Source organism: Geobacillus sp. FSL W8-1251 (assembly GCF_038005945.1).
Lineage (GTDB): Bacteria > Bacillota > Bacilli > Bacillales > Anoxybacillaceae > Geobacillus > Geobacillus stearothermophilus.
In genome coordinates, this window is record NZ_JBBOUF010000001.1 from 2921832 (window position 1) to 2941033 (window position 19202).

The 19202-nt window shown below is 50.0% G+C and carries 11 protein-coding genes, 5 pseudogenes and 1 CRISPR repeat array; of the genes and pseudogenes, 11 read left to right on the forward strand and 5 right to left on the reverse strand.

Translation table 11 applies throughout. The features are described from left to right. Positions 1-218: 218 nt before the first annotated feature. From cas1 to NSS88_RS15495, 3 genes and pseudogenes are all read left to right on the forward strand, one after another. Positions 219-848: pseudogene (gene cas1, locus NSS88_RS15485) on the forward strand (CRISPR-associated endonuclease Cas1); the annotation flags it as partial. A 97-nt stretch (positions 849-945) separates the two neighbouring features. Then, positions 946-2004, forward strand: coding sequence for an IS630 family transposase (locus NSS88_RS15490; RefSeq protein WP_339239467.1), 1059 nt, complete (start codon positions 946-948; stop codon positions 2002-2004). Between the two features lie 59 nt (positions 2005-2063). Then, positions 2064-3404: direct repeats of the CRISPR family, unit length 29 nt; unit sequence GTTTTATCTGAACGGAGTGGGATTTAAAG. Positions 3405-3752: 348 nt separating this feature from the next. Next, positions 3753-5366 (forward strand): IS1634 family transposase, encoded by a 1614-nt coding sequence (locus NSS88_RS15495; protein WP_340994618.1) that lies wholly within the window; start codon positions 3753-3755, stop codon positions 5364-5366. A 176-nt stretch (positions 5367-5542) separates the two neighbouring features. Here the strand turns inward: NSS88_RS15495 and NSS88_RS15500 are convergent, their stop codons facing one another. Further along, entirely contained in the window at positions 5543-6916 is a 1374-nt protein-coding gene (locus NSS88_RS15500; RefSeq protein ID WP_047752210.1) for an IS1380-like element ISGsp2 family transposase, read from the reverse strand. A 91-nt stretch (positions 6917-7007) separates the two neighbouring features. Continuing rightward, positions 7008-8273: a helix-turn-helix domain-containing protein gene (locus NSS88_RS15505; protein ID WP_445297972.1), complete on the reverse strand. Its 1266-nt coding sequence runs from the start codon at positions 8271-8273 to the stop codon at positions 7008-7010. 103 nt (positions 8274-8376) lie between these two features. Between NSS88_RS15505 and NSS88_RS15515 the strand changes: the two genes are divergently transcribed. Next, positions 8377-8934, forward strand: coding sequence for a DUF6431 domain-containing protein (locus tag NSS88_RS15515; RefSeq protein WP_341082712.1), 558 nt, complete (start codon positions 8377-8379; stop codon positions 8932-8934). 223 nt (positions 8935-9157) lie between these two features. Continuing rightward, a pseudogene (locus NSS88_RS15520) lies at positions 9158-9508 on the forward strand (ExeA family protein); the annotation flags it as partial. 197 nt (positions 9509-9705) lie between these two features. Here NSS88_RS15520 and NSS88_RS15525 read toward each other — a convergent pair. Beyond that, entirely contained in the window at positions 9706-9846 is a 141-nt protein-coding gene (locus NSS88_RS15525) for a hypothetical protein (protein WP_200910057.1), read from the reverse strand. 1263 nt (positions 9847-11109) lie between these two features. Between NSS88_RS15525 and NSS88_RS15530 the strand changes: the two genes are divergently transcribed. Then, positions 11110-11958, forward strand: coding sequence for an IclR family transcriptional regulator (locus NSS88_RS15530; protein WP_341085226.1), 849 nt, complete (start codon positions 11110-11112; stop codon positions 11956-11958). Positions 11959-12175: 217 nt separating this feature from the next. On the opposite strand, the gene NSS88_RS15535 is transcribed toward NSS88_RS15530, so the two are convergent. Next, positions 12176-13612 carry a DDE-type integrase/transposase/recombinase gene (locus NSS88_RS15535; protein ID WP_095859072.1) on the reverse strand — a complete coding sequence of 479 codons (1437 nt, stop codon included), beginning with the start codon at positions 13610-13612 and terminating at the stop codon, positions 12176-12178. Positions 13613-13779: 167 nt separating this feature from the next. On the opposite strand from NSS88_RS15535, the gene aroD reads away from it, so the two are divergent. Both aroD and NSS88_RS15545 read left to right on the forward strand, forming a co-directional pair. Then, entirely contained in the window at positions 13780-14553 is a 774-nt protein-coding gene (aroD, locus tag NSS88_RS15540; protein WP_014196097.1) for a type I 3-dehydroquinate dehydratase, read from the forward strand. A gap of 24 nt (positions 14554-14577) precedes the next feature. Continuing rightward, positions 14578-14826, forward strand: a pseudogene (locus NSS88_RS15545) (CoA transferase); the annotation flags it as partial. A 564-nt stretch (positions 14827-15390) separates the two neighbouring features. Here the strand turns inward: NSS88_RS15545 and NSS88_RS15550 are convergent. Continuing rightward, positions 15391-16827 carry a DDE-type integrase/transposase/recombinase gene (locus NSS88_RS15550; RefSeq protein WP_011231201.1) on the reverse strand — a complete coding sequence of 479 codons (1437 nt, stop codon included), beginning with the start codon at positions 16825-16827 and terminating at the stop codon, positions 15391-15393. A gap of 146 nt (positions 16828-16973) precedes the next feature. On the opposite strand from NSS88_RS15550, the pseudogene NSS88_RS15555 reads away from it, so the two are divergent. From NSS88_RS15555 to NSS88_RS15565, 3 genes and pseudogenes are all read left to right on the forward strand, one after another. Then, positions 16974-17405 (forward strand): annotated as a pseudogene (locus tag NSS88_RS15555) (CoA transferase); the annotation flags it as partial. Positions 17406-17578: 173 nt separating this feature from the next. After that, positions 17579-18617, forward strand: a pseudogene (locus tag NSS88_RS15560) (LacI family DNA-binding transcriptional regulator). 6 nt (positions 18618-18623) lie between these two features. After that, positions 18624-19190: a shikimate kinase gene (locus NSS88_RS15565; RefSeq protein ID WP_015375117.1), complete on the forward strand. Its 567-nt coding sequence runs from the start codon at positions 18624-18626 to the stop codon at positions 19188-19190. Positions 19191-19202 lie beyond the last annotated feature (12 nt).

Consider the following 19202-nt stretch of genomic DNA (forward strand, 5'->3'; position numbering starts at 1 on the left):
TTTCAAATGGGCGGCTCAAGCGAAAGGACAATACGATTTATTTTTTAGATGAAAAACCTGAATCCGTGACAGCAGCTCATCAAAAGCACCGGAAAACGTAATCATATCAAGGGTTTAGCCCAGTTTCGGATGTTCACTTATTGAGTGAAAAGCAAAAAGTGTGATATTTGTTGATTTATCAAGCTTTCTCAGCAGTTTGAACGCGTTTTTATCACGGATTCAGGGAAAAAGAAAACAAGAGATCGCTTCCTGTGCATCAAATCGAAAATTTATATATATTTGGGGAAGTGGACTTCAACTCCGCTTTGCTTAATTTGTTAAGCCAGCATGAAGTTCATTTGCATATTTTCAATTACTATGGATTTTACGCAGGCACATTCTGTCCGAGAAATCGAAAAGTGTCTGGTTTTACCGTTGTGCAGCAGAGCGCTCATTATCTTGATAATGGCAAAAGGTTGTATATCGCCAAGATGTTTTTGGAAAGCGCTGTGCATCATATGCTGCGGAATATTCGCAGGCATCGAGAGAAAACGGAAATTTATATCCATCAGATCGAAGAAGAGACAAAAAAATTGGATGCGGCAAGTACTATTCAAGAGTTAATGGGAATTGAGGGACGGATTCGCCAACATTATTATCAATCCTTTAACGGGATTTTGAAGCAAGACTTTACGTTTGAAAAGCGGACAAAGCAACCTCCGCGCGACCCGCTGAATGCTTTGATATCATTCGGAAATTCCTTATGTTATACAACTGTTTTGGGGGAAATTTACAAGACGCCGCTTGATCCTACGGTTAGTTTTTTGCACGAACCGTCGACAAGACGATTTTCGTTAAGTTTGGATTTATATATATGCTCATTGAAAAGTTAACCTTCGTATAAGTGGTGCCCACTCCGGTTATACTGCTCCTAAGGAAAAGCATGGAAAAGGAGCGGAATTCTGCATGAAACGTCTCAAAATCACCAACGATCACGGATGGACACCTCGGACACTTCGCAAACAGGAACGGAAAATCAAAAACACCCTTCTTCGCCAACGGGTGATGGCGGTTCGCCTGGTCATGGAAGGCTATTTGGGCAAAGAGGTGGCCTCCATGGTCAACGTGTGCCGACAAACCGTTTCCCATTATGTGTCGCTGTTCAACGAAGGCGGTCTGGAGCTCTTGCTTCATCGGGATTTCGCCCCCGGGCGGGAGCCGTTTCTCACCGAAGAACAGCAGGAAGAGATCAAACAGCTTGTGTTGACCACCACTCCCGCGGAACTGGGCTGGGACGTCGCTTCGGCGTGGAACACCAAACTCCTGCAATCCTATGTCGAAAAGCACTTCGGTGTTTCCATTTCCCGCGAAGCGTTGCGAAAACTCCTGCACCGCAAAGGGCTGTCGTGGACACGGCCGACCTACACATTGGCGAAAGGCGATCCGGATCGACAAAAGAATTTTGAGAAACAGATCGACTTCATAAAAAAAAACTTAATGGATCCTGATTCGGTCTTGTTGTACCTTGATGAAACACATATCCGCTCTTACCATGTCTTGCGGTCCACATGGTCGGAAGTCGGCCGCCAAAAACAAGTGCCGACGTTCGGCCATCATGCCCACGTATCGCTGTTTGGCGCGGTCAACATCCACGATGGCGAAACGGTGCTTCATCAAACGACCGCTGCCAATGCCGCGACGTTCTTGGATTTCTTGAGAATGCTCAAAGAGCGCTATCCGGACCGTCTCATGGTCTTGGTGTTGGATAACGCCCGCATTCACCATGCCAAAATGGTCAAGGAGTTTTTGCAGGAAGAAGGGCAGTGTTTTCACTTTATTTACCTTCCTCCCTATTCGCCACAGCTGAACCCGATCGAACGCTTATGGAAATGGCTGAAAGATACGGTGATTGCCAATGTATTTCACAAGGATCGCAACGATATCATTCAAGCCATTACTCGGTTTGTCCACTACATCCACGAACGTCCGGAGGAAGTGCTGCAGCGCTTAGGGTGTGCAGGATGACTGAGAAGTTAACTCTTCATGTTGCATGTATATAATTTTCGTAAAGCATCGTTGTGTCTGTTTTATCTGAACGGAGTGGGATTTAAAGACGACGAACTCGAAGCGCTAAAACTCACGTCCGTGTTTTATCTGAACGGAGTGGGATTTAAAGGCGCGTGTTCGAGGAACACACCGGAACCGACGGACGTTTTATCTGAACGGAGTGGGATTTAAAGCGAAACAGCACCGCTGGACTTTCCGTTGACGCCGCGTTTTATCTGAACGGAGTGGGATTTAAAGTACGGAACGTTGCAAAAGTTGAATCCAGGTGTGAATCCAGTTTTATCTGAACGGAGTGGGATTTAAAGTTAGCAAAAGCAGTGAGAGAACACAAAGGATGGAGAGTGTTTTATCTGAACGGAGTGGGATTTAAAGACAAAAGGCGATCTATTGACACGCTGGGTGGTCCTGTTTTATCTGAACGGAGTGGGATTTAAAGGGCAGAACCCCTAAATATGAATAAACAGGTGCTTGCTGTTTTATCTGAACGGAGTGGGATTTAAAGTTGAATCGCAATAAACTTTTGATAGACTCTTTTGCGCGTTTTATCTGAACGGAGTGGGATTTAAAGATAAGTTCCTCGCCGAGTACGAACGGCGCAAGGCCGGGTTTTATCTGAACGGAGTGGGATTTAAAGCACGCCTGACCGCGAGGAAAAGCGCCAAAACGGACGCCGAGTTTTATCTGAACGGAGTGGGATTTAAAGATGGGTTCTTTTGTTCTTCCTTCTCTTTCTCATTCGTTTTATCTGAACGGAGTGGGATTTAAAGTTTTGCTTCTTGTATGTTGTAGGCGGTCGGATCAATGTAGTTTTATCTGAACGGAGTGGGATTTAAAGTGAAAAACATTGTAGTAAAAGACGGCATGACTTACGTTTTATCTGAACGGAGTGGGATTTAAAGACTCATGGATTTTTGCAAGGTACAAGTTATACGTTGTTTTATCTGAACGGAGTGGGATTTAAAGGCAATTGTCGTACATTAACTTGCGGACTTTGGCGGCGTGTTTTATCTGAACGGAGTGGGATTTAAAGCCGTCATCTAATTTTCGTAAAGCATCGTTGTGTCTGTTTTATCTGAACGGAGTGGGATTTAAAGCGCGAAGTAATTAAAGACGCGGCACTGATTGCATGTTTTATCTGAACGGAGTGGGATTTAAAGAGATGTAACGCAGGATTTAAAATAAAAGAGGAATTAGGTTTTATCTGAACGGAGTGGGATTTAAAGATATAACAGACATTATGCAGGTGATTCAAGGGTATTTGTTTTATCTGAACGGAGTGGGATTTAAAGGAAGTGCATAGACTTATTGCTATAGGAAACATTGAAACAGGTTTTATCTGAACGGAGTGGGATTTAAAGTTGCAACAAGAACATATTTTGCTGGAATCATTTGCACCTGAATCCGTGATGGTTGGAAATCAACTTTGATTTTGGTGTTAGTTCTATGGATATATGATCCATACATCCCTTTTTTTGATGATTCCCTGCACCACTTTCATGTTTGAAAACGAGATAAATCCTCTTTTATGGAGATACAAACCAAAAAAGAGACAAAAAAAGTACAGGGGGGAGTGATGGATATGAGTACCCGAACATCTGTTTGTTATCTCACATTTCGCACCCTCTCAACGAAAATCGGGAGGATTTTTTCGTTCCGATGTCGAATGAATCCTTGACACACAAGGAACGTAAAGGAGTTTTTCTCTTATGAACGTTCAAGTCAAAAAGGTCTATCGCAATTATTATTTGAATATAATAAGTGCCCTATTCAAGAAACTGGGCCTGCCCCAATTGATTGACCATCTCGTTCCCGTTGATCCACAGTGCCAGACTCGAGTCAGCGATGCCGTTCAGGCCATCATCTACAATATGTTTGACGGCCGGCAAGCCCTCGTTCACGTGGAACGATGGGCTCAGGAGATCGATCTAGAGAAACTCATCCGTCCCGGTCTCCATCCTTCCTGGTTGAACGACGATGCCTTGGCTCGTCATCTCGACCGCTTGTATGAGGCCGATATTCACAAGGTGATCAGCACTTGCTTGATTCACATTTATCGCAAAGAAGGCCTTTCCCTCCGAGCCTTTCACGCCGATACGACGGACAAGACGGTTTACGGCGCGTATGAATCGGCCTCATTAGAGGCTTTGCAGATCACACATGGCTATAACCGCCATCATCGTTGGCAAAAACAGATCGGTTTCGGACTGGTCGGCAACGAGGACGGCATCCCGTTTTACGGCGATGTGCACGACGGCAACCTGCCTGACAAAACGTGGAATCCGGAGGTGCTGTCCCGTGTCCACGAACAGCTGAAGCAGGCCAAAATCGAAGACGAATGGATTTACGTGGCCGATTCTGCCGCGATGACGAAAGAGACCCTGGCGCAAACCAAAGCGGCCAACGCCTTTTTGATCACCAGAGGCCCTTCGTCGCTCCGGATCGTGAAAACCGCGCTGGCCGAAGCGGATGCTGAGGACACGACGTGGAGCGATCCCTTTACGTTGGCGGAGAGAAACGGCGCCACGTACCGGGTATGGGAAACGGCCTCGACGTATGAAGGCCACCCCGTTCGGCTGATCGTTGTTGAATCGAGCGCGCTCGACCAGCGCAAAGGAAAGACGCTTGAAAAAGAACGAACCAAAGAAGCGGAGCTTCTTCGCGAGGAACAAGCCCGTTGGGAGCGTCACCCCTTCTCCTGCCGGGAAGATGCCGAACAAGCCTTGGCGTCCCTCAAGGCGTCCCTTCGCCCCCGGTTTCATCGGGTTGAGGCCGCGGTCGAAGAGATCGTACGCCCGAAAAAACGGCGCGGACGGCCGAAAAAAGGGGCGGAACCCGAGGTGGAGACGCTGTATTTCTTGCACCTTGACGTCGAATTCGACCAAGACGCGTGGGAACAGGCGAGACGGAAAGCGTCCCGGTTTGTCCTCGTCACGACCGTTCCGAAGGAATGGAAGGGCCAACCCATGGATGCCCAAGAGATCTTGAAGCTGTATAAAGGGCAGATCTCGGTGGAAATGAACTTCGCTTTTTTGAAAGACCCTTTTTTCACGGATGAGATCTATGTCAAAAAGCCAGAACGAGTTGCGGTATTGGGCTATTTGTTTCTCTTGGCCTTGGCCATTTACCGCGTCTTTCAGCGCCGAGTGCGCCAGTTCATCACACCCGAACACCCATTAAAGGGCGCCGGAGGCCGCAAGCTGACCCGACCGACGGGACGGGCGATTTTTCAGCTGTTTCAATATGTGAACGTCATCCTGCTGGAGCTGCCGGATGGGCGCATCCAACGCTCACTGGATCGCTCCCTCACCCCTGAACAATGAAGGATTCTGCAGGGGTTGGGGCTGGATGAGAGCATTTACGTGTAACGTCATACGGAACGACCATCGATGGTAAAAAAAGGATTGCCATCGCTCGTCGTGTTGGTCAAAAAGTTATTCTGAAAAACTAAATAAAAAATCCTTTGTTTTGACCTTGTTAGGGTGCGAAATGTGAGTTGTTATCTTGCCTCTTTCCATTTTTGATACACATTCAGTAGGAGTATACTGTACCCACTCCTTCGCGTCAGTTTCATCCAGATCTGTCGTGATCGGCGGACGAGTCGACCTGCCATCGTGATCACCGTCTGAATAATCGTCTTGATGCGACGGCGTTTCACTTTGTGGTGCAACGGATGTCTCGGATCGCTTAATAGATCTTGTCCAATCAGACGAAGAAGATTGTAAACGAAGGCTCCCATGACCAACACGAGCGCATTCGTTTTCATCTTCCCAGATGGAAGCCGCTCTAAATCTAAGTCGCTCTTCAGTTCGCTATGAAACTGTTCGCATGTCGCATGGTCATGATACAACGCGAGCACATCGCTCATTCGAACATGCTCGTATCCTTTGAGCCGCACCCAATAGCTTTCCACTTCATAATCAGGAACGAGCATCAGCTGTCCATTTCGTTCCATCGTCCGTTCCGTCACTTGGGTGACTTGAACGTACGTATACGTGTTTCCATCGATCGCTGCGGTCTGTGGAAGGCATAACTCATACGTTTGTACTCCTTCGCTTTGTCCATCATCGACGCGTCTGCCCTTTTGCGAAGCGATCTGGAACCAAAGCGCTTTCGATTCTCGGCGTAAGTTTCGCTTGATGACAAAGTCCACGTCTTCCTTTAGGCATACGTGCACATTCGCTTCTGCATCGTTTCCTGCATCCATGCGAACAAGCAGACGAGATGAAGTCAGTTGACGAGCTCGACGGATAGCGGTGACTAAAAACGAGGGCATGTTGTCTTGCACATGTTGTTTCCCTGGACGCAACTCGGCATGAACGAGATACCCTTCCTTCCCTGCATACGCAAACAACGGTGTAAAACCGTCAAATCCTTTATACGTTCGACTGACTCCTTCTTTTTTCGTATCGGAGTTGTCAAATGGGGAACCATCTATATCAAGGGGAAGCCATGTCGTCTTTCCTTTGGTCCAACAAGGGGACAAAGTGGCATGTCGTTGAATCAACAGACGTATGGACTCCTCCCAAAGAATCGTTTCGGTCATCGGAAGACAAGCGAGCTGATCGAGTCGTTGTCGCAAGGTTGGAGAGGAAGGCACGTGCTGAATCCCCATCGATGCCGAAAAGATATCGTCCTGACGATACGCTTCGATATGATCGAAATCCGTTTTTCCTGTGGCAAGCAAGCCAATCATCGAGCGAATGACATCGCTATGGGAAATGTGCACTTCTCGACGAACCGTTGGAAGCCGAAGTGCGTTTACCCGTTTATCCAGTTTCGTTTGGTGCAGTAAGTAGCCAACGAGAGCAAGCCCAGCACTTGGGGTAATCGCTTCATCTGTCAATACAAACCGAATCGGGAAATCTTTCATCATATCACCTACTTGATGAAGAATCGTCAACGTCGTTTTCCCTTATCGTATCAACGGTTTGCGACCATTGTAAAGATGTTTTGTCACGGATTCAGGTATAATAGACCTCATTCTTAAAAGGATTCTTGTGAGATACGATTGAACTTGCAGGAAATTCAGCCACGAAACGGTTTTTTTTCATATCATACACGGCAATTTTCTCGCTCGGATACATGCGGGCAAACAAATACTGGTTCACAATTCTCATCTTATAGATATATGTTTCGGACTGATATTTAAGCGGTAAAATATGTTCTTTTTTACCTGTCGATAGATTCCATTTAAGCAAATTCGCTTTTGCTCCGAGCGAAATAAACAAAGTATTGGAACCTTGATCATACACAATTGATTTTGCGAATTTCTTACCCGGTTCTAAAGGTGATAAGCCGCTGACACGTTTTTCTTTAGCTTTACTAAAACTAAAGAAATTAGCCCCATATGCGGTTGTTGCAAATAATTTTTGATTAGAATGTGTAATATCTTGAATAGCTACTTCTTTAGAACCGCCTAATTGATTACCAAAATTCTTGAATGAAAACGTATTAGGATCAAAGCGATAAATACTGCCTTTATTCGTGCCGCCAATCCATAAAACTCCCCCTTCATCTATGTCCATGGCCCAAGCAGCAGTGGAATCCAAGAGTGGAAATGTTTTCTTGACCTTTCCCGTATTGAGGTCTAAAACAGCTAGTACTGTAGGTGTTCCGTGCAAAATCATATACAAATAACAATTTCCTTTTTTATCCATGGCGGCACGTGAAGTATTAACAGAGATATTGCGCACCTTAGGACCTAAATCCGTCAACACTCCATAAGGTGTGGAAATAGATTTTGCATAAGCAAAAAAAGGGTGAATGAAAAAAAGGAAAAAATTGAAAATCATAAAAGAAGAAACCAATAATAAATGACGCTTAAACTTTAACATAAACGACACTCCCGCAATGCTTCGGTGAGAAACGGCTCTCGCCCAGGGGCAAAATCCCGATGAAGCAGGAGTTCCAGGCCCCCCTTCGTTAAACAGCGACACATAATGGGAAACGGTTTGGCGGCACACGTTGACCATGGAGGCCACGTCTTTGCCCAAATAGCCTTCCATGACCAGGCGGACGGCCATCACACGTTGGCGGAGATGAGCGTTTTTGATCTTCCGTTCCTGCTTGCGGAGTTTCCGGGGCGTCCATCCATGGTTGTCGGTGATGTTGAGACGTTTCCCATGCTTTTCCTTAGGAGCAGTATAACCAGAGTGGGCACCGCTTATGCGAAGGTTAATGTAAATTATCACTTTATTTCGGAACAAAAGAGACATTTTTTTGCACATTCCTTCAGAAAGCCCTCTCCCCTTTTCTGAAAGAATGTGCTAAATTTTTTGTGAATTATTTCGGAAGAGAAAATCCATCGGTTCATAGGAGGGGGAGGAGGACGTGATTCAATTTCATGACTTTGGCATTGACGTCCAAACGTATGCAGAGCGTGGAAAAGAAAACGACTTCCCTCTTCTGAAAAAGTGTCCGCATTGCCGGGCCAAGCGCCCGTTGCACCGCCACGGTTACTATGAGCGAAACGCATTGACCCCACATGGTGATTATCGCATTTGGATTGTCCGGTATCGCTGTCGGGAATGCTTGAAGACGGTGAGTGTGCTGCCTTCCTTTCTCCTCCCGTATTTTCAGTATACGTTGTCCGCCATATGGCAAGTCGTGAAAGAGCAGTTGGGATTGACCGAGGGGACGAACCGGGCTCCGTTCCTCCTGACAAAGGACGGCATCATCTTTTATGTCCGACGGTTCTACCGAAACCTATCAAGCCTTCACAGCTTTTTTGCGAGGCGGTGGAGGATCATAGGCCCTATCGTGAAAAAAGAAAAGGAACGGGCTTCCTGGTGGATCCGGACGTTGGAGAAACACGGTCTTGATTCGGTCATCAGAGACATGTGGAAGGACGGATTCCGACACCCTTTTGCGAATCAAATGGGATCCTGATTTTACATACATACCCTAAATTGGAAATAGTTGAGGTTCCCACAAACCTTTCCTATCGACGGAGAAAAAGCGATCCGGTACGATAAGGGCAGACGGACCGGAACGGTCCTGATTCCAAGTGAGACAAGGAGGAGATTCGAATGGATGAGTCGATGAGACACGACATTGCCCTGTTTCGGTACGGGCTAATCGCTCCGTTGGTGAATGGGCAGGTGGAACCGAAGACGTATCTGAAAGATTTGTCTTGATGTTGGCCGGGCTGCCCCATTTACAGGGGAAGCTGCGGCTCAATCAGCACCGCCCTCTCGACCAGCGGATCATCATGCGATACCGGATGGGGCCGCTGGAGAAGGAAGAGGTGGCGGGCTACATCGAACATCGGATGAAACAGGCCGGGGCGAAGCATCCGATCTTCACCCCATCGGCGTTAGAGGCGATTGCCCTGCAGTCGCGGGGATGGCCTCGGGTGATCAACACGTTGGCCACGACGTGCCTGTTATACGGGTATCAGCTGAAAAAGGACGCCATTGACGAAGAAGTGGTGCGCATGGCCGCAGAGGAAATGGGGTATTAGCACGAAAGGGGCCGAATCGGCCTCTTTTGTGCTTTCTCTTTTCCATAGGTCCATCAGGCGCGCTGGAAATCTTCATCTGAAAGAGCGTGCAAACGTTCCGAAAGAATGTGCAAAATCCGGAGCAATCCGCAAAAATTTTGCACATTATTTCCGAATCCGCCTGAAATAATTTGAAAAAGGGATTCTGAAATAATGTGCTAGTTTACACATTGCTCGGCCAGCATCATGCGTTGATGCGGCCCTATCACTCCTTTCAACGCGCGCCGGAGCTCTTCCGTTTTTTGTTTCAGCCGCCCTTTGGCGAGCTGGGCGCAACAGCGTTCATACAAGACGCGCATCGGTCTCCCTCCCTGCTTCGTTCTCAAAAACAGCTGGTGCAGTAGCCTTTGTTCAAGCATTCTATCCTGCGTGCTTCCCTCAAGGGAGCGACATTCCGTAGTGCACCAGACTACTGGGGTCCGTCTATATATCGGACTTTTACGTACCATAGATACAACGACCTCATGACCCCAGCTGCAAGGAGACCATTCGACAGAAGGTTGTTTTCATCCTTCCGATGGTGACGAAATTTTTTTGTCATGGGAGTCTATATAATATTTTCTATTCTCTTCTTAATACTAGGGTGAGTTTCAAACAAGTTATAACTTTTTTCAGGGACAAGTTTCTGTTTTTGCAGAATACTAAGAGTTTCCTTTGCACATTTTTTCCGACAAATGAACTTGCAAATCGATCAGCAGATAATTCGCGCCGCTGTGAAAAAACGAAGTGTATATACATGCAACGAAAAAGTTTAACATATCATTGACGGAAAAGTCGCTTATCCACTTTTCGACTGGCGGTGACCGAACAATCACCCGCTTCGCAGCCCCATACATGGTTCCGGAAGCGGCATTGTTCGCTCGCCCGACAGTCGATCCAATCGCTCTGTAAAAACTACAAATGTTAAAGATTCAAATTGCACCTATATAGCAGACGAACGGCTGAGAATGTCTCCTTCTTCAGCTTGCCAACGATGAAGTGGAATGAAGGAGACGTTGTCAAGTGCTTTCCTTGACAACGTTTCCTCATTCCACTATCCTAACAAGCAGCTGAAGAAGGTGGGTATTTTTCACACTGTCTACTTGACAGGGATATGTTCAAAATAGCGAGTTCCCTTTCATTGTCTTTGGCGAGGAGACCCCCACTTCAACGACCAAAGGGAGTAAGTGGGGGAGGAATCGCTGGACATCGCGTTTTGATGTTCGATCATTCCATGAAGTGATCGGTTCTCAAATGTTCGCTGATCATCCCCCCTCTTTTTTGTTCCATTGTATGTAACTTGTTTTCTTTAAATGGAATTCTTGAATGAATTATAACAAAGTTCGCTTTCGTTTGTCCATAACTTACTGAAAAATTTGAACTGTTTATGCAATCCGTTCAGACAATGGACGGGCAGGAAGACAGGCCTAACGCAGCATATGTCCCTTCACACAGACGTTTAAATGAAAAAAGGCTTCGCCGCCCTTTCTCTTGTTGAAAGCAAAAAGGAAAGAAACGCGAAAAAAAGCTTGAACGGCGGTGAATGAAGATGCTAAAATGGGAGTAATTTTCCACTGAAAGAAATGAAATTCCGTTTAACGGAACATAAGGAAGGGGGGAACAAACAGGTGCAGGAAGAAAAAAAACACGAAGCCGGCTTGCGCACGGTGCAGCGGGCCATTGACATCTTGTATTGTTTTACCCTCGAGGAACAAGAGCTATCACTCACGGAAATTGCGAAAAAGATTTCGCTCGCCAAATCGACGACGACGCGCCTGCTCGCCACGCTGGAGCAAAACCGCTTGGTCGTCAAAGATCCGGAGACGTTAAAGTACCGTCTTGGACAAGGATTGTACTATTTAGGATATATTGCCGGCAAATCGATTAAAGTGCGGGAAATCGCGCGGCCGGTGATGGAGCGGCTGCGCGACGAGACGCGGGAGACGGTGAACTTATACGTGCTGGAACAAGATGCCCGCGTTTGCGTCGAACAGTGCGAGGGGCTTCAGGCGCTGCGCCATATGGTGAGAATCGGCGAGCGGCTGCCGCTTTGGGCGGGGGCGGGGGGAAAAGTATTGTTGGCCTATCAATCGCCCGAAGTTCAAGAGCGGATTTTTGCGCAAGTGCCGACAAAGGAACGATTGGATCGTCTAGCGGCGGAGCTTGAGGTGATTCGGGAGCGCGGCGTTGCGTCTAGCATCGATGAACGGGAAGTCGGCTCTGCGGCCGTTGCGGCGCCCATTTTCGACATCCGCGGGGAAGTGGGCGCCTGCTTGTCCGTCTCTGGGCCGGCGCATCGATTTACACGGGAAGTGATGGAACAATTCGAGAGGCTCGTAAAAGAAGGAGCACAAGCCATTTCCGAAAAACTAGGTTATCGACCAGGTAGCGTCAAAAGTTCTATGAAAACTCCACACAGATCATCCCATTGAGCATCGTGGGGCATGCGGAGGGCCGGATTCGCCCTTGACCAACACCCGCCAAAGGTGCGGAAGAGTCGTCAAGGGCGACGGGGACAAAAAAGAAGGCAATAAGAAAGCCGCCCTTGCCATGACCGAATTTTACCTTTGGCGGTGTTCGGTTGGTCAAGGGTTCGCTTCGCCGAATCCGGCAGGAGTTCTGTTCAACGGGCTCCGGAGGACAAAAAAGTCAGGCCGCCTCTTGTTGGAGAAACGCTTGTGCCATGGCGATCAGCTTCGTCCACCGGGCCGGCATATGCGGAAGATCCGCCAGTTCCGGGATGACGACCGGCACCCGGCCTTCGAGCGCGCTGTGTGGGCGCAGAAAGTTGAAATACGCCACAAACAGCGTCACAAAGGACACCGAGCCTTCTTCCGCACCAAACCCATGGGTCGGGCGGTAGTTGCCTTTAAAGGTCCGGTTGAATCGCTCGATGATCTGCTTGAGAGGGCGAAACTCTTCCGAGACCGGATCCTCATTGGTCAGCCCGATCACTTGGCGGACGTCAAATGAAATCCCGTGTTGGGCGAAGAAGTGTTGCGCCAGCAGGTAAATCGGGTTGCCATCCACGACGAACGACAAGTCGTCTGGGAGGGACGCTAGCTTCCTGAGGACATCATCGATGGCCTTGATGGCCGAGAGCGTGTCCCGGTTGGGCGAGACGCGATACGACAGCACGATCTTTTTGACGGCGTCAAACATAAAGAACAGGTAATGCCAGCGCCCTTTGACGCGAATATACGTCTCGTCCCCGCAAAACGAACCGGACAGCTCATACGGGAACCGGTCGACAAAGGGCTTGATCCAAAGCGCGACGCTGTTGGCGTAGTTGAGCACCGTCTGATGGGAGATCGAGACGCCATGGATGTCCTTCATGGCGGCGGCGGTCTCCCTCGAGGACATCCCAAAGTTGACGTAGTACGTCAACACGAGCCCCAACACGTGCGGCGACGCAGCCAGCCGGGACAAATCGACCTTCGGCTTGATGAGCGACGAGGAAGCCAACGGGAGAAAGTCAAACAAGAACTCTCGAAACAAATACCGCACCTTGAAGGCTTGAGGATCCTGTTGAAACTGTTGGCGCTCCTTCTTCGTCATCCGGCGAAGGTTGGCCTGGTAAAACGGGCAAGCGTTGTTCTTGCACTTATAGATGTTGTATTCTTTGCGTTCCTTGATTTTTTCCAGCGTCTTTTTGCAGTGCGGGCAGCGAAAGACCGCTTGCTTGGTGAACCGATTTCGGTGGTTGAACCGGCACTGGCACACTTTGCATTGGTATTGCCCGTTTCCGCCGTTATTGGCGTACAGGTAAGAAGAGGGAGCCTGGCAGCGAGGGCAGGTCAACGAATCCGGAACACGGTGTTTCGCATTCGCGCGGCGCTGGATGGGCCGTAAAGGACGTCCGTGCTGGGCTTCATAGTCTGCCAACAGCTTCCGGTAATCAAGGGTTTCCGGCACATCGATGATCGGAAGGTCATCGACCTGAAGTTTCCGGTACGGCTTTTGGATGGGTTCGTCCAAGTCCTCGAGATTCAAGGATTTTCCCACGATCACACCCATCAAATACACAATGATTTGATATTGGGTCTTGATTATTTCGAGCAAATAGGCTAATAATTGAGGTAACAAAGCTTGTCACTCCTTTGTTTTGGCTGTTGGGTGTCGTTACCTCAATGATGGCCGAAAACAACGGGGGTGGCAAGCTTTTTTTCTTCCAACCGTTGAAACTCAAGGGAAAACCGTGAGTGTGGAGGATAAACTTTTGACAATACCATCGACCATAAGGGGGAGAGCATATGGCGATTGCAAAGCGTGCTGTCCGTGTGCGCAATGTCTTGATCGGGGGAGACGAACCGTGCATTTGCGCCCCGGTCGTCGGAGCGGACGCGAAGCAAGTGTTGGAGGAAACAAGGCAAATCACGGAGAAAAAGCCGCATCTCATTGAATGGAGGGCGGACTTTTTCGAGGCGATTCGGGACGAACAGGAAGTGGCGGCCACATCGAGAAAGATGCGGGCGATTGCCGGAGACATCCCGATTTTGTTTACGGTTCGTTCCGAACAGGAAGGCGGGCAACCGATTTCGTTGACGGAAGAGGAAAAGATTCGGTTGTTTGAAACCGTCTGTGAAAGCGGGGCGATCGATTTGCTTGATTACGAGCTTGCCCATGGGCCGCGCATCCCGATCGTCCGGGAGCTGACGCGCCGCTATGGAGTGCGCCTTGTGTTGTCTTACCACAATTTTGATCATACGCCATCGAAGGAAGAGCTTGTCGCGAAAATGCGTCAAGCGGAACAATGCGGCGCCGACATCGCGAAAGCAGCTGTGATGCCGAAAACGCGGGGGGATGTGCTCACGCTGCTGCAGGCGACGGAAGAAGCGCGAAAAGAGGTGGACATCCCGCTGATCACGATGTCGATGGGGGCATTGGGCGCCATCACCCGCCTGGCAGGCGGATTGTTCGGCTCTGCCGTCACCTTTGCAGTCGGACGGCAAAGCTCGGCGCCGGGGCAAATTCCGATTGAAGACGTCCGGACCGCGTTGTCGGTCATCATGACATACGGACAATAAATCGAAATGGGGGAGGAGATTGTCATGGCGCGTTTGCCGCTGGAAGGCGTCAAAGTGCTCGATGTGTCGACAATGATCGCGGCGCCGTTTGGGGCGGTTTTGCTCGGTGATTTTGGCGCCGATGTCATCAAGGTGGAATTGCCAGGAAAAGGGGATACGCTCCGCCATGTCGGGCCGTTCAAGGATGGGGAGCCGCTCCGCTGGCCCGGACTGGCGCGCAATAAACGGTCGCTCACGTTGGATTTGCGCAAAGAAGAAGGAATGAATATTTTTAACTTCCCTCCGAAAGAAGTCTCCTACTTCTAAACGTGAAGGTGCGCCGGCACCAGTGAAAGTGGGAGATGAATTTCGGTTGGCGTTAGCCAACGAATAGGATAGAATATGGCTAGAACGGACACCTTCGGAACGAAGGGAAGCGTAAAGGGTTCTTGTGTGTGGCTTACCGTTCAGCGAACACACACAAGTCGCTTGAAGCCCCCACCTCTAAGCGAAGCGTAGGTGGTGGGTAGTTCACAGAGTTTGTCCGCCACGTCGATATTGTCATCGAAAATTTCCGCTCCGGCACGCTCGAAGGTAGCGTCAAAAGTTCTATGAAAACTCCACACAGATCATCCCATTGAGCATCGTGGGGCATGCGGAGGGCCGGATTCGCCCTTGACCAACACCCGCCAAAGGTGCGGAAGAGTCGTCAAGGGCGACGGGGACAAAAAAGAAGGCAATAAGAAAGCCGCCCTTGCCATGACCGAATTTTACCTTTGGCGGTGTTCGGTTGGTCAAGGGTTCGCTTCGCCGAATCCGGCAGGAGTTCTGTTCAACGGGCTCCGGAGGACAAAAAAGTCAGGCCGCCTCTTGTTGGAGAAACGCTTGTGCCATGGCGATCAGCTTCGTCCACCGGGCCGGCATATGCGGAAGATCCGCCAGTTCCGGGATGACGACCGGCACCCGGCCTTCGAGCGCGCTGTGTGGGCGCAGAAAGTTGAAATACGCCACAAACAGCGTCACAAAGGACACCGAGCCTTCTTCCGCACCAAACCCATGGGTCGGGCGGTAGTTGCCTTTAAAGGTCCGGTTGAATCGCTCGATGATCTGTTTGAGAGGGCGAAACTCTTCCGAGACCGGATCTTCGTTGGTTAGGCCGATCACCTGGCGGACGTCAAACGAAATCCCGTGCTGGGCGAAGAAGTGTTGCGCCAGCCGGTAAATCGGGTTGCCATCCACGACAAACGACAAGTCGTCTGGGAGGGACGGCAGCTTTCGCAGGACATCATCGATGGCCTGGATGGCCGAGAGCGTGTCCCGCTTGGGCGAGACGCGATACGACAGCACGATCTTTTTGACGGCATCAAACATAAAGAACAGGTAATGCCAGCGCCCTTTGACGCGAATATACGTCTCGTCCCCGCAAAACGAACCGGACAGCTCATACGGGAACCGGTCGACAAAGGGCTTGATCCAAAGCGCGACGCTGTTGGCGTAGTTGAGCACCGTCTGATGGGAGATCGAGACGCCATGGATGTCCTTCATGGCGGCGGCGGTCTCCCTCGAGGACATCCCAAAGTTGACGTAGTACGTCAACACGAGCCCCAACACGTGCGGCGACGCAGCCAGCCGGGACAAATCGACCTTCGGCTTGATGAGCGACGAGGAAGCCAACGGGAGAAAGTCAAACAAGAACTCTCGAAACAAATACCGCACCTTGAAGGCTTGAGGATCCTGTTGAAACTGTTGGCGCTCCTTCTTCGTCATCCGGCGAAGGTTGGCCTGGTAAAACGGGCAAGCGTTGTTCTTGCACTTATAGATGTTGTATTCTTTGCGTTCCTTGATTTTTTCCAGCGTCTTTTTGCAGTGCGGGCAGCGAAAGACCGCTTGCTTGGTGAACCGATTTCGGTGGTTGAACCGGCACTGGCACACTTTGCATTGGTATTGCCCTTTTCCGCCGTTATTGGCGTACAGGTAAGAAGAGGGAGCCTGGCAGCGAGGGCAGGTCAACGAATCCGGAACACGGTGTTTCGCATTCGCGCGGCGCTGGATGGGCCGTAAAGGACGTCCGTGCTGGGCTTCATAGTCTGCCAACAGCTTCCGGTAATCAAGGGTTTCCGGCACATCGATGATCGGAAGGTCATCGACCTGAAGTTTCCGGTACGGCTTTTGGATGGGTTCGTCCAAGTCCTCGAGATTCAAGGATTTTCCCACGATCACACCCATCAAATACACAATGATTTGATATTGGGTCTTGATTATTTCGAGCAAATAGGCTAATAATTGAGGTAACAAAGCTTGTCACTCCTTTGTTTTGGCTGTTGGGTGTCGTTACCTCAATGATGGCCGAAAACAACGGGGGTGGCAAGCTTTTTTTCTTCCAACCGTTGAAACTCAAGGGAAAACCGTGAGTGTGGAGGATAAACTTTTGACAATACCCGCTCGAAAAATGGGGCGGCGGATATGAAGAACTGAAGCGGATCAATCCGAAGCTGGTGATGATTCGCGTCTCGGGCTACGGGCAAACAGGTCCGTTTCGCGAGAAAGCCGGATTCGGCACGCCGGCGACGGCGTTCAGCGGGTTTACGTATTTGCAAGGGTATCCGGGCCGTCCGCCGGTCAGCCCGATTTTGAGCATTAAAGATATTTTTGAGCATCCGCATTACCAAGCAAGGGAAAACATCATCGAAGTCGCCCATCCGCGCCTTGGCAAAATTAAAATGCCCGGCATTGTGCCGAAATTCGAAAAAACACCAGGCGCCATCCGCCGCACTGCTCCGGATTTAGGCGAGCATACCGAAGAGATTTTGCAAACGATGCTTGGCATGTCCAAGGAAGACATTGAGCGGCTGCGAGAAAACGAGATCATATGAATGAACGAACGGCGGCTTGCCACCTTCCCGGCTCCTTGCCTTGTGCGAGGCTGCCGGGTTTTTTGTTTCGAAGTTTGTTTTCCCGGCAGCCCACGCCTTGCATTGACACTGCTTGCCGCCAGCCTTTATACTTTTGATAGGTGAAAGCGACGGTAAAGCAGGTGATTCGAACGGTGTCAGATAAAAAGCGTTCCCGCGTGACGCTCGAACAAGTCGCCAAACACGCCGGCGTGTCGCGGGCGACCGCCTCGCTTGTCGTCCATGGGAGTCCGAATATTTCGAAAGAAACGCGAAAAAAAGTGCTCCAAGCGATGAAAGAGCTTGGCTACGTCTATGACCGCGTGGCGGCCAATTTGCGTTCGCAGCGTTCGTCGACAGTTGGTCTTATTATCACCGAACTTGACAACCCGTTTTTTTTTCGAATTGCTCGTTGGCGTCCATGAGGCGCTCGATCAGGAAGGATATACGGTCATTTTAGGCACGACGTTTGACCGGCTGGAAAAACAAGACGCCTTATTGTCGACGATGCTGGAGCATCGGGTGGGCGGTGTGATCATGAGCCCGGTTCCTGGATGTTCGGCAGAGATGCTCGAGCGGCTGCGGCAGTGGGATATTCCTGTTGTATTGTTTGCCCGTGATGAACTTCCGGCCGGACAGTTTGATTATATTGGGATCGATAATATAGCCGGCGGGCGGATGGCGGTCGAGCATTTGCTCGAAGGCGGCCATCGGCGCATCGCCTTTATCGGTGGGTCTCCGCAATCGTCCGTATGGAAAGCGCGCCGGTCGGGGTACAGTGAAGCGTTGCGTGCGGCGGGCATCGAGATGGATGACACGCTGCTTGTGCCATCGGCGACGACAAGGCAAGGCGGGCGGATGGCGGTCAAACGCCTGTTGCAGCACCCGAACCTGCCGACAGCGCTCTTTTGTTACAACGATGTCGTCGCGTTTGGGGCGATGCTTGGCTTAAAAGAGGAAGGGATCGTTCCAGGGCGCGACATCGCGGTCGTCGGGTTTGACAATATTCAAGAATCGGCGCTGTTTCAGCCACCGCTCACAACTGTCGCCGCGTTTCCTGAGAAGATCGGCGCCTATGCGGCCAAGCAGCTGCATGAACGCATGAAAGGGGATGCGAGTGCACCGAAACGGACGATTTTGCAGCCGGAGCTTGTCATTCGCCAGTCTTCTGGGAAGAGAGAGGAAAAGAGGTGAAGCAGCGTGGAGAGGCAGACGGTCATCCCGCTTCGCGAGCGAAATATCATTTTGATCGGCTTTATGGGGGCGGGGAAAACAACGATCGGGCAGCTTGTCGCGAAGAAGCTGTACCGCGACTTCATCGATGTCGACGCGGAAATCGAGCGGCGGCACGGGATGACGATTCCGGAGATGTTCGCGCAAAAAGGGGAAGCGTATTTTCGGCAGGTTGAGCGCGAGCTGATCGTTGATTTGTGCACGAATACAAGGTTGAAAATTCTTTCGCTCGGCGGCGGCGCGTATTTGCAGGAAGACGTGCGGCGCGCCTGTTTGGCCCACGGCATCGTCTTTTTCCTTGACTTGTCGTGGGAGCATTGGAAGGAAGAGCGGCTGCCGCTTATTGTCGACAGCCGGCCGGTGTTGAAAAACAAAACGTTGGAAGAAGTGGAGCAGCTCTTTTTCCAGCGCCAATCAGCCTATGCGCTCCATCATTCCCGCGTCATTATCAATGAGCTCGAGGCTGAACAGGCGGCGGACCAAATTGTTCAGTCGATTAAATGGACGTGGGATGTGTACGAGCCGAACCGTTGAGAGGATTTAGCC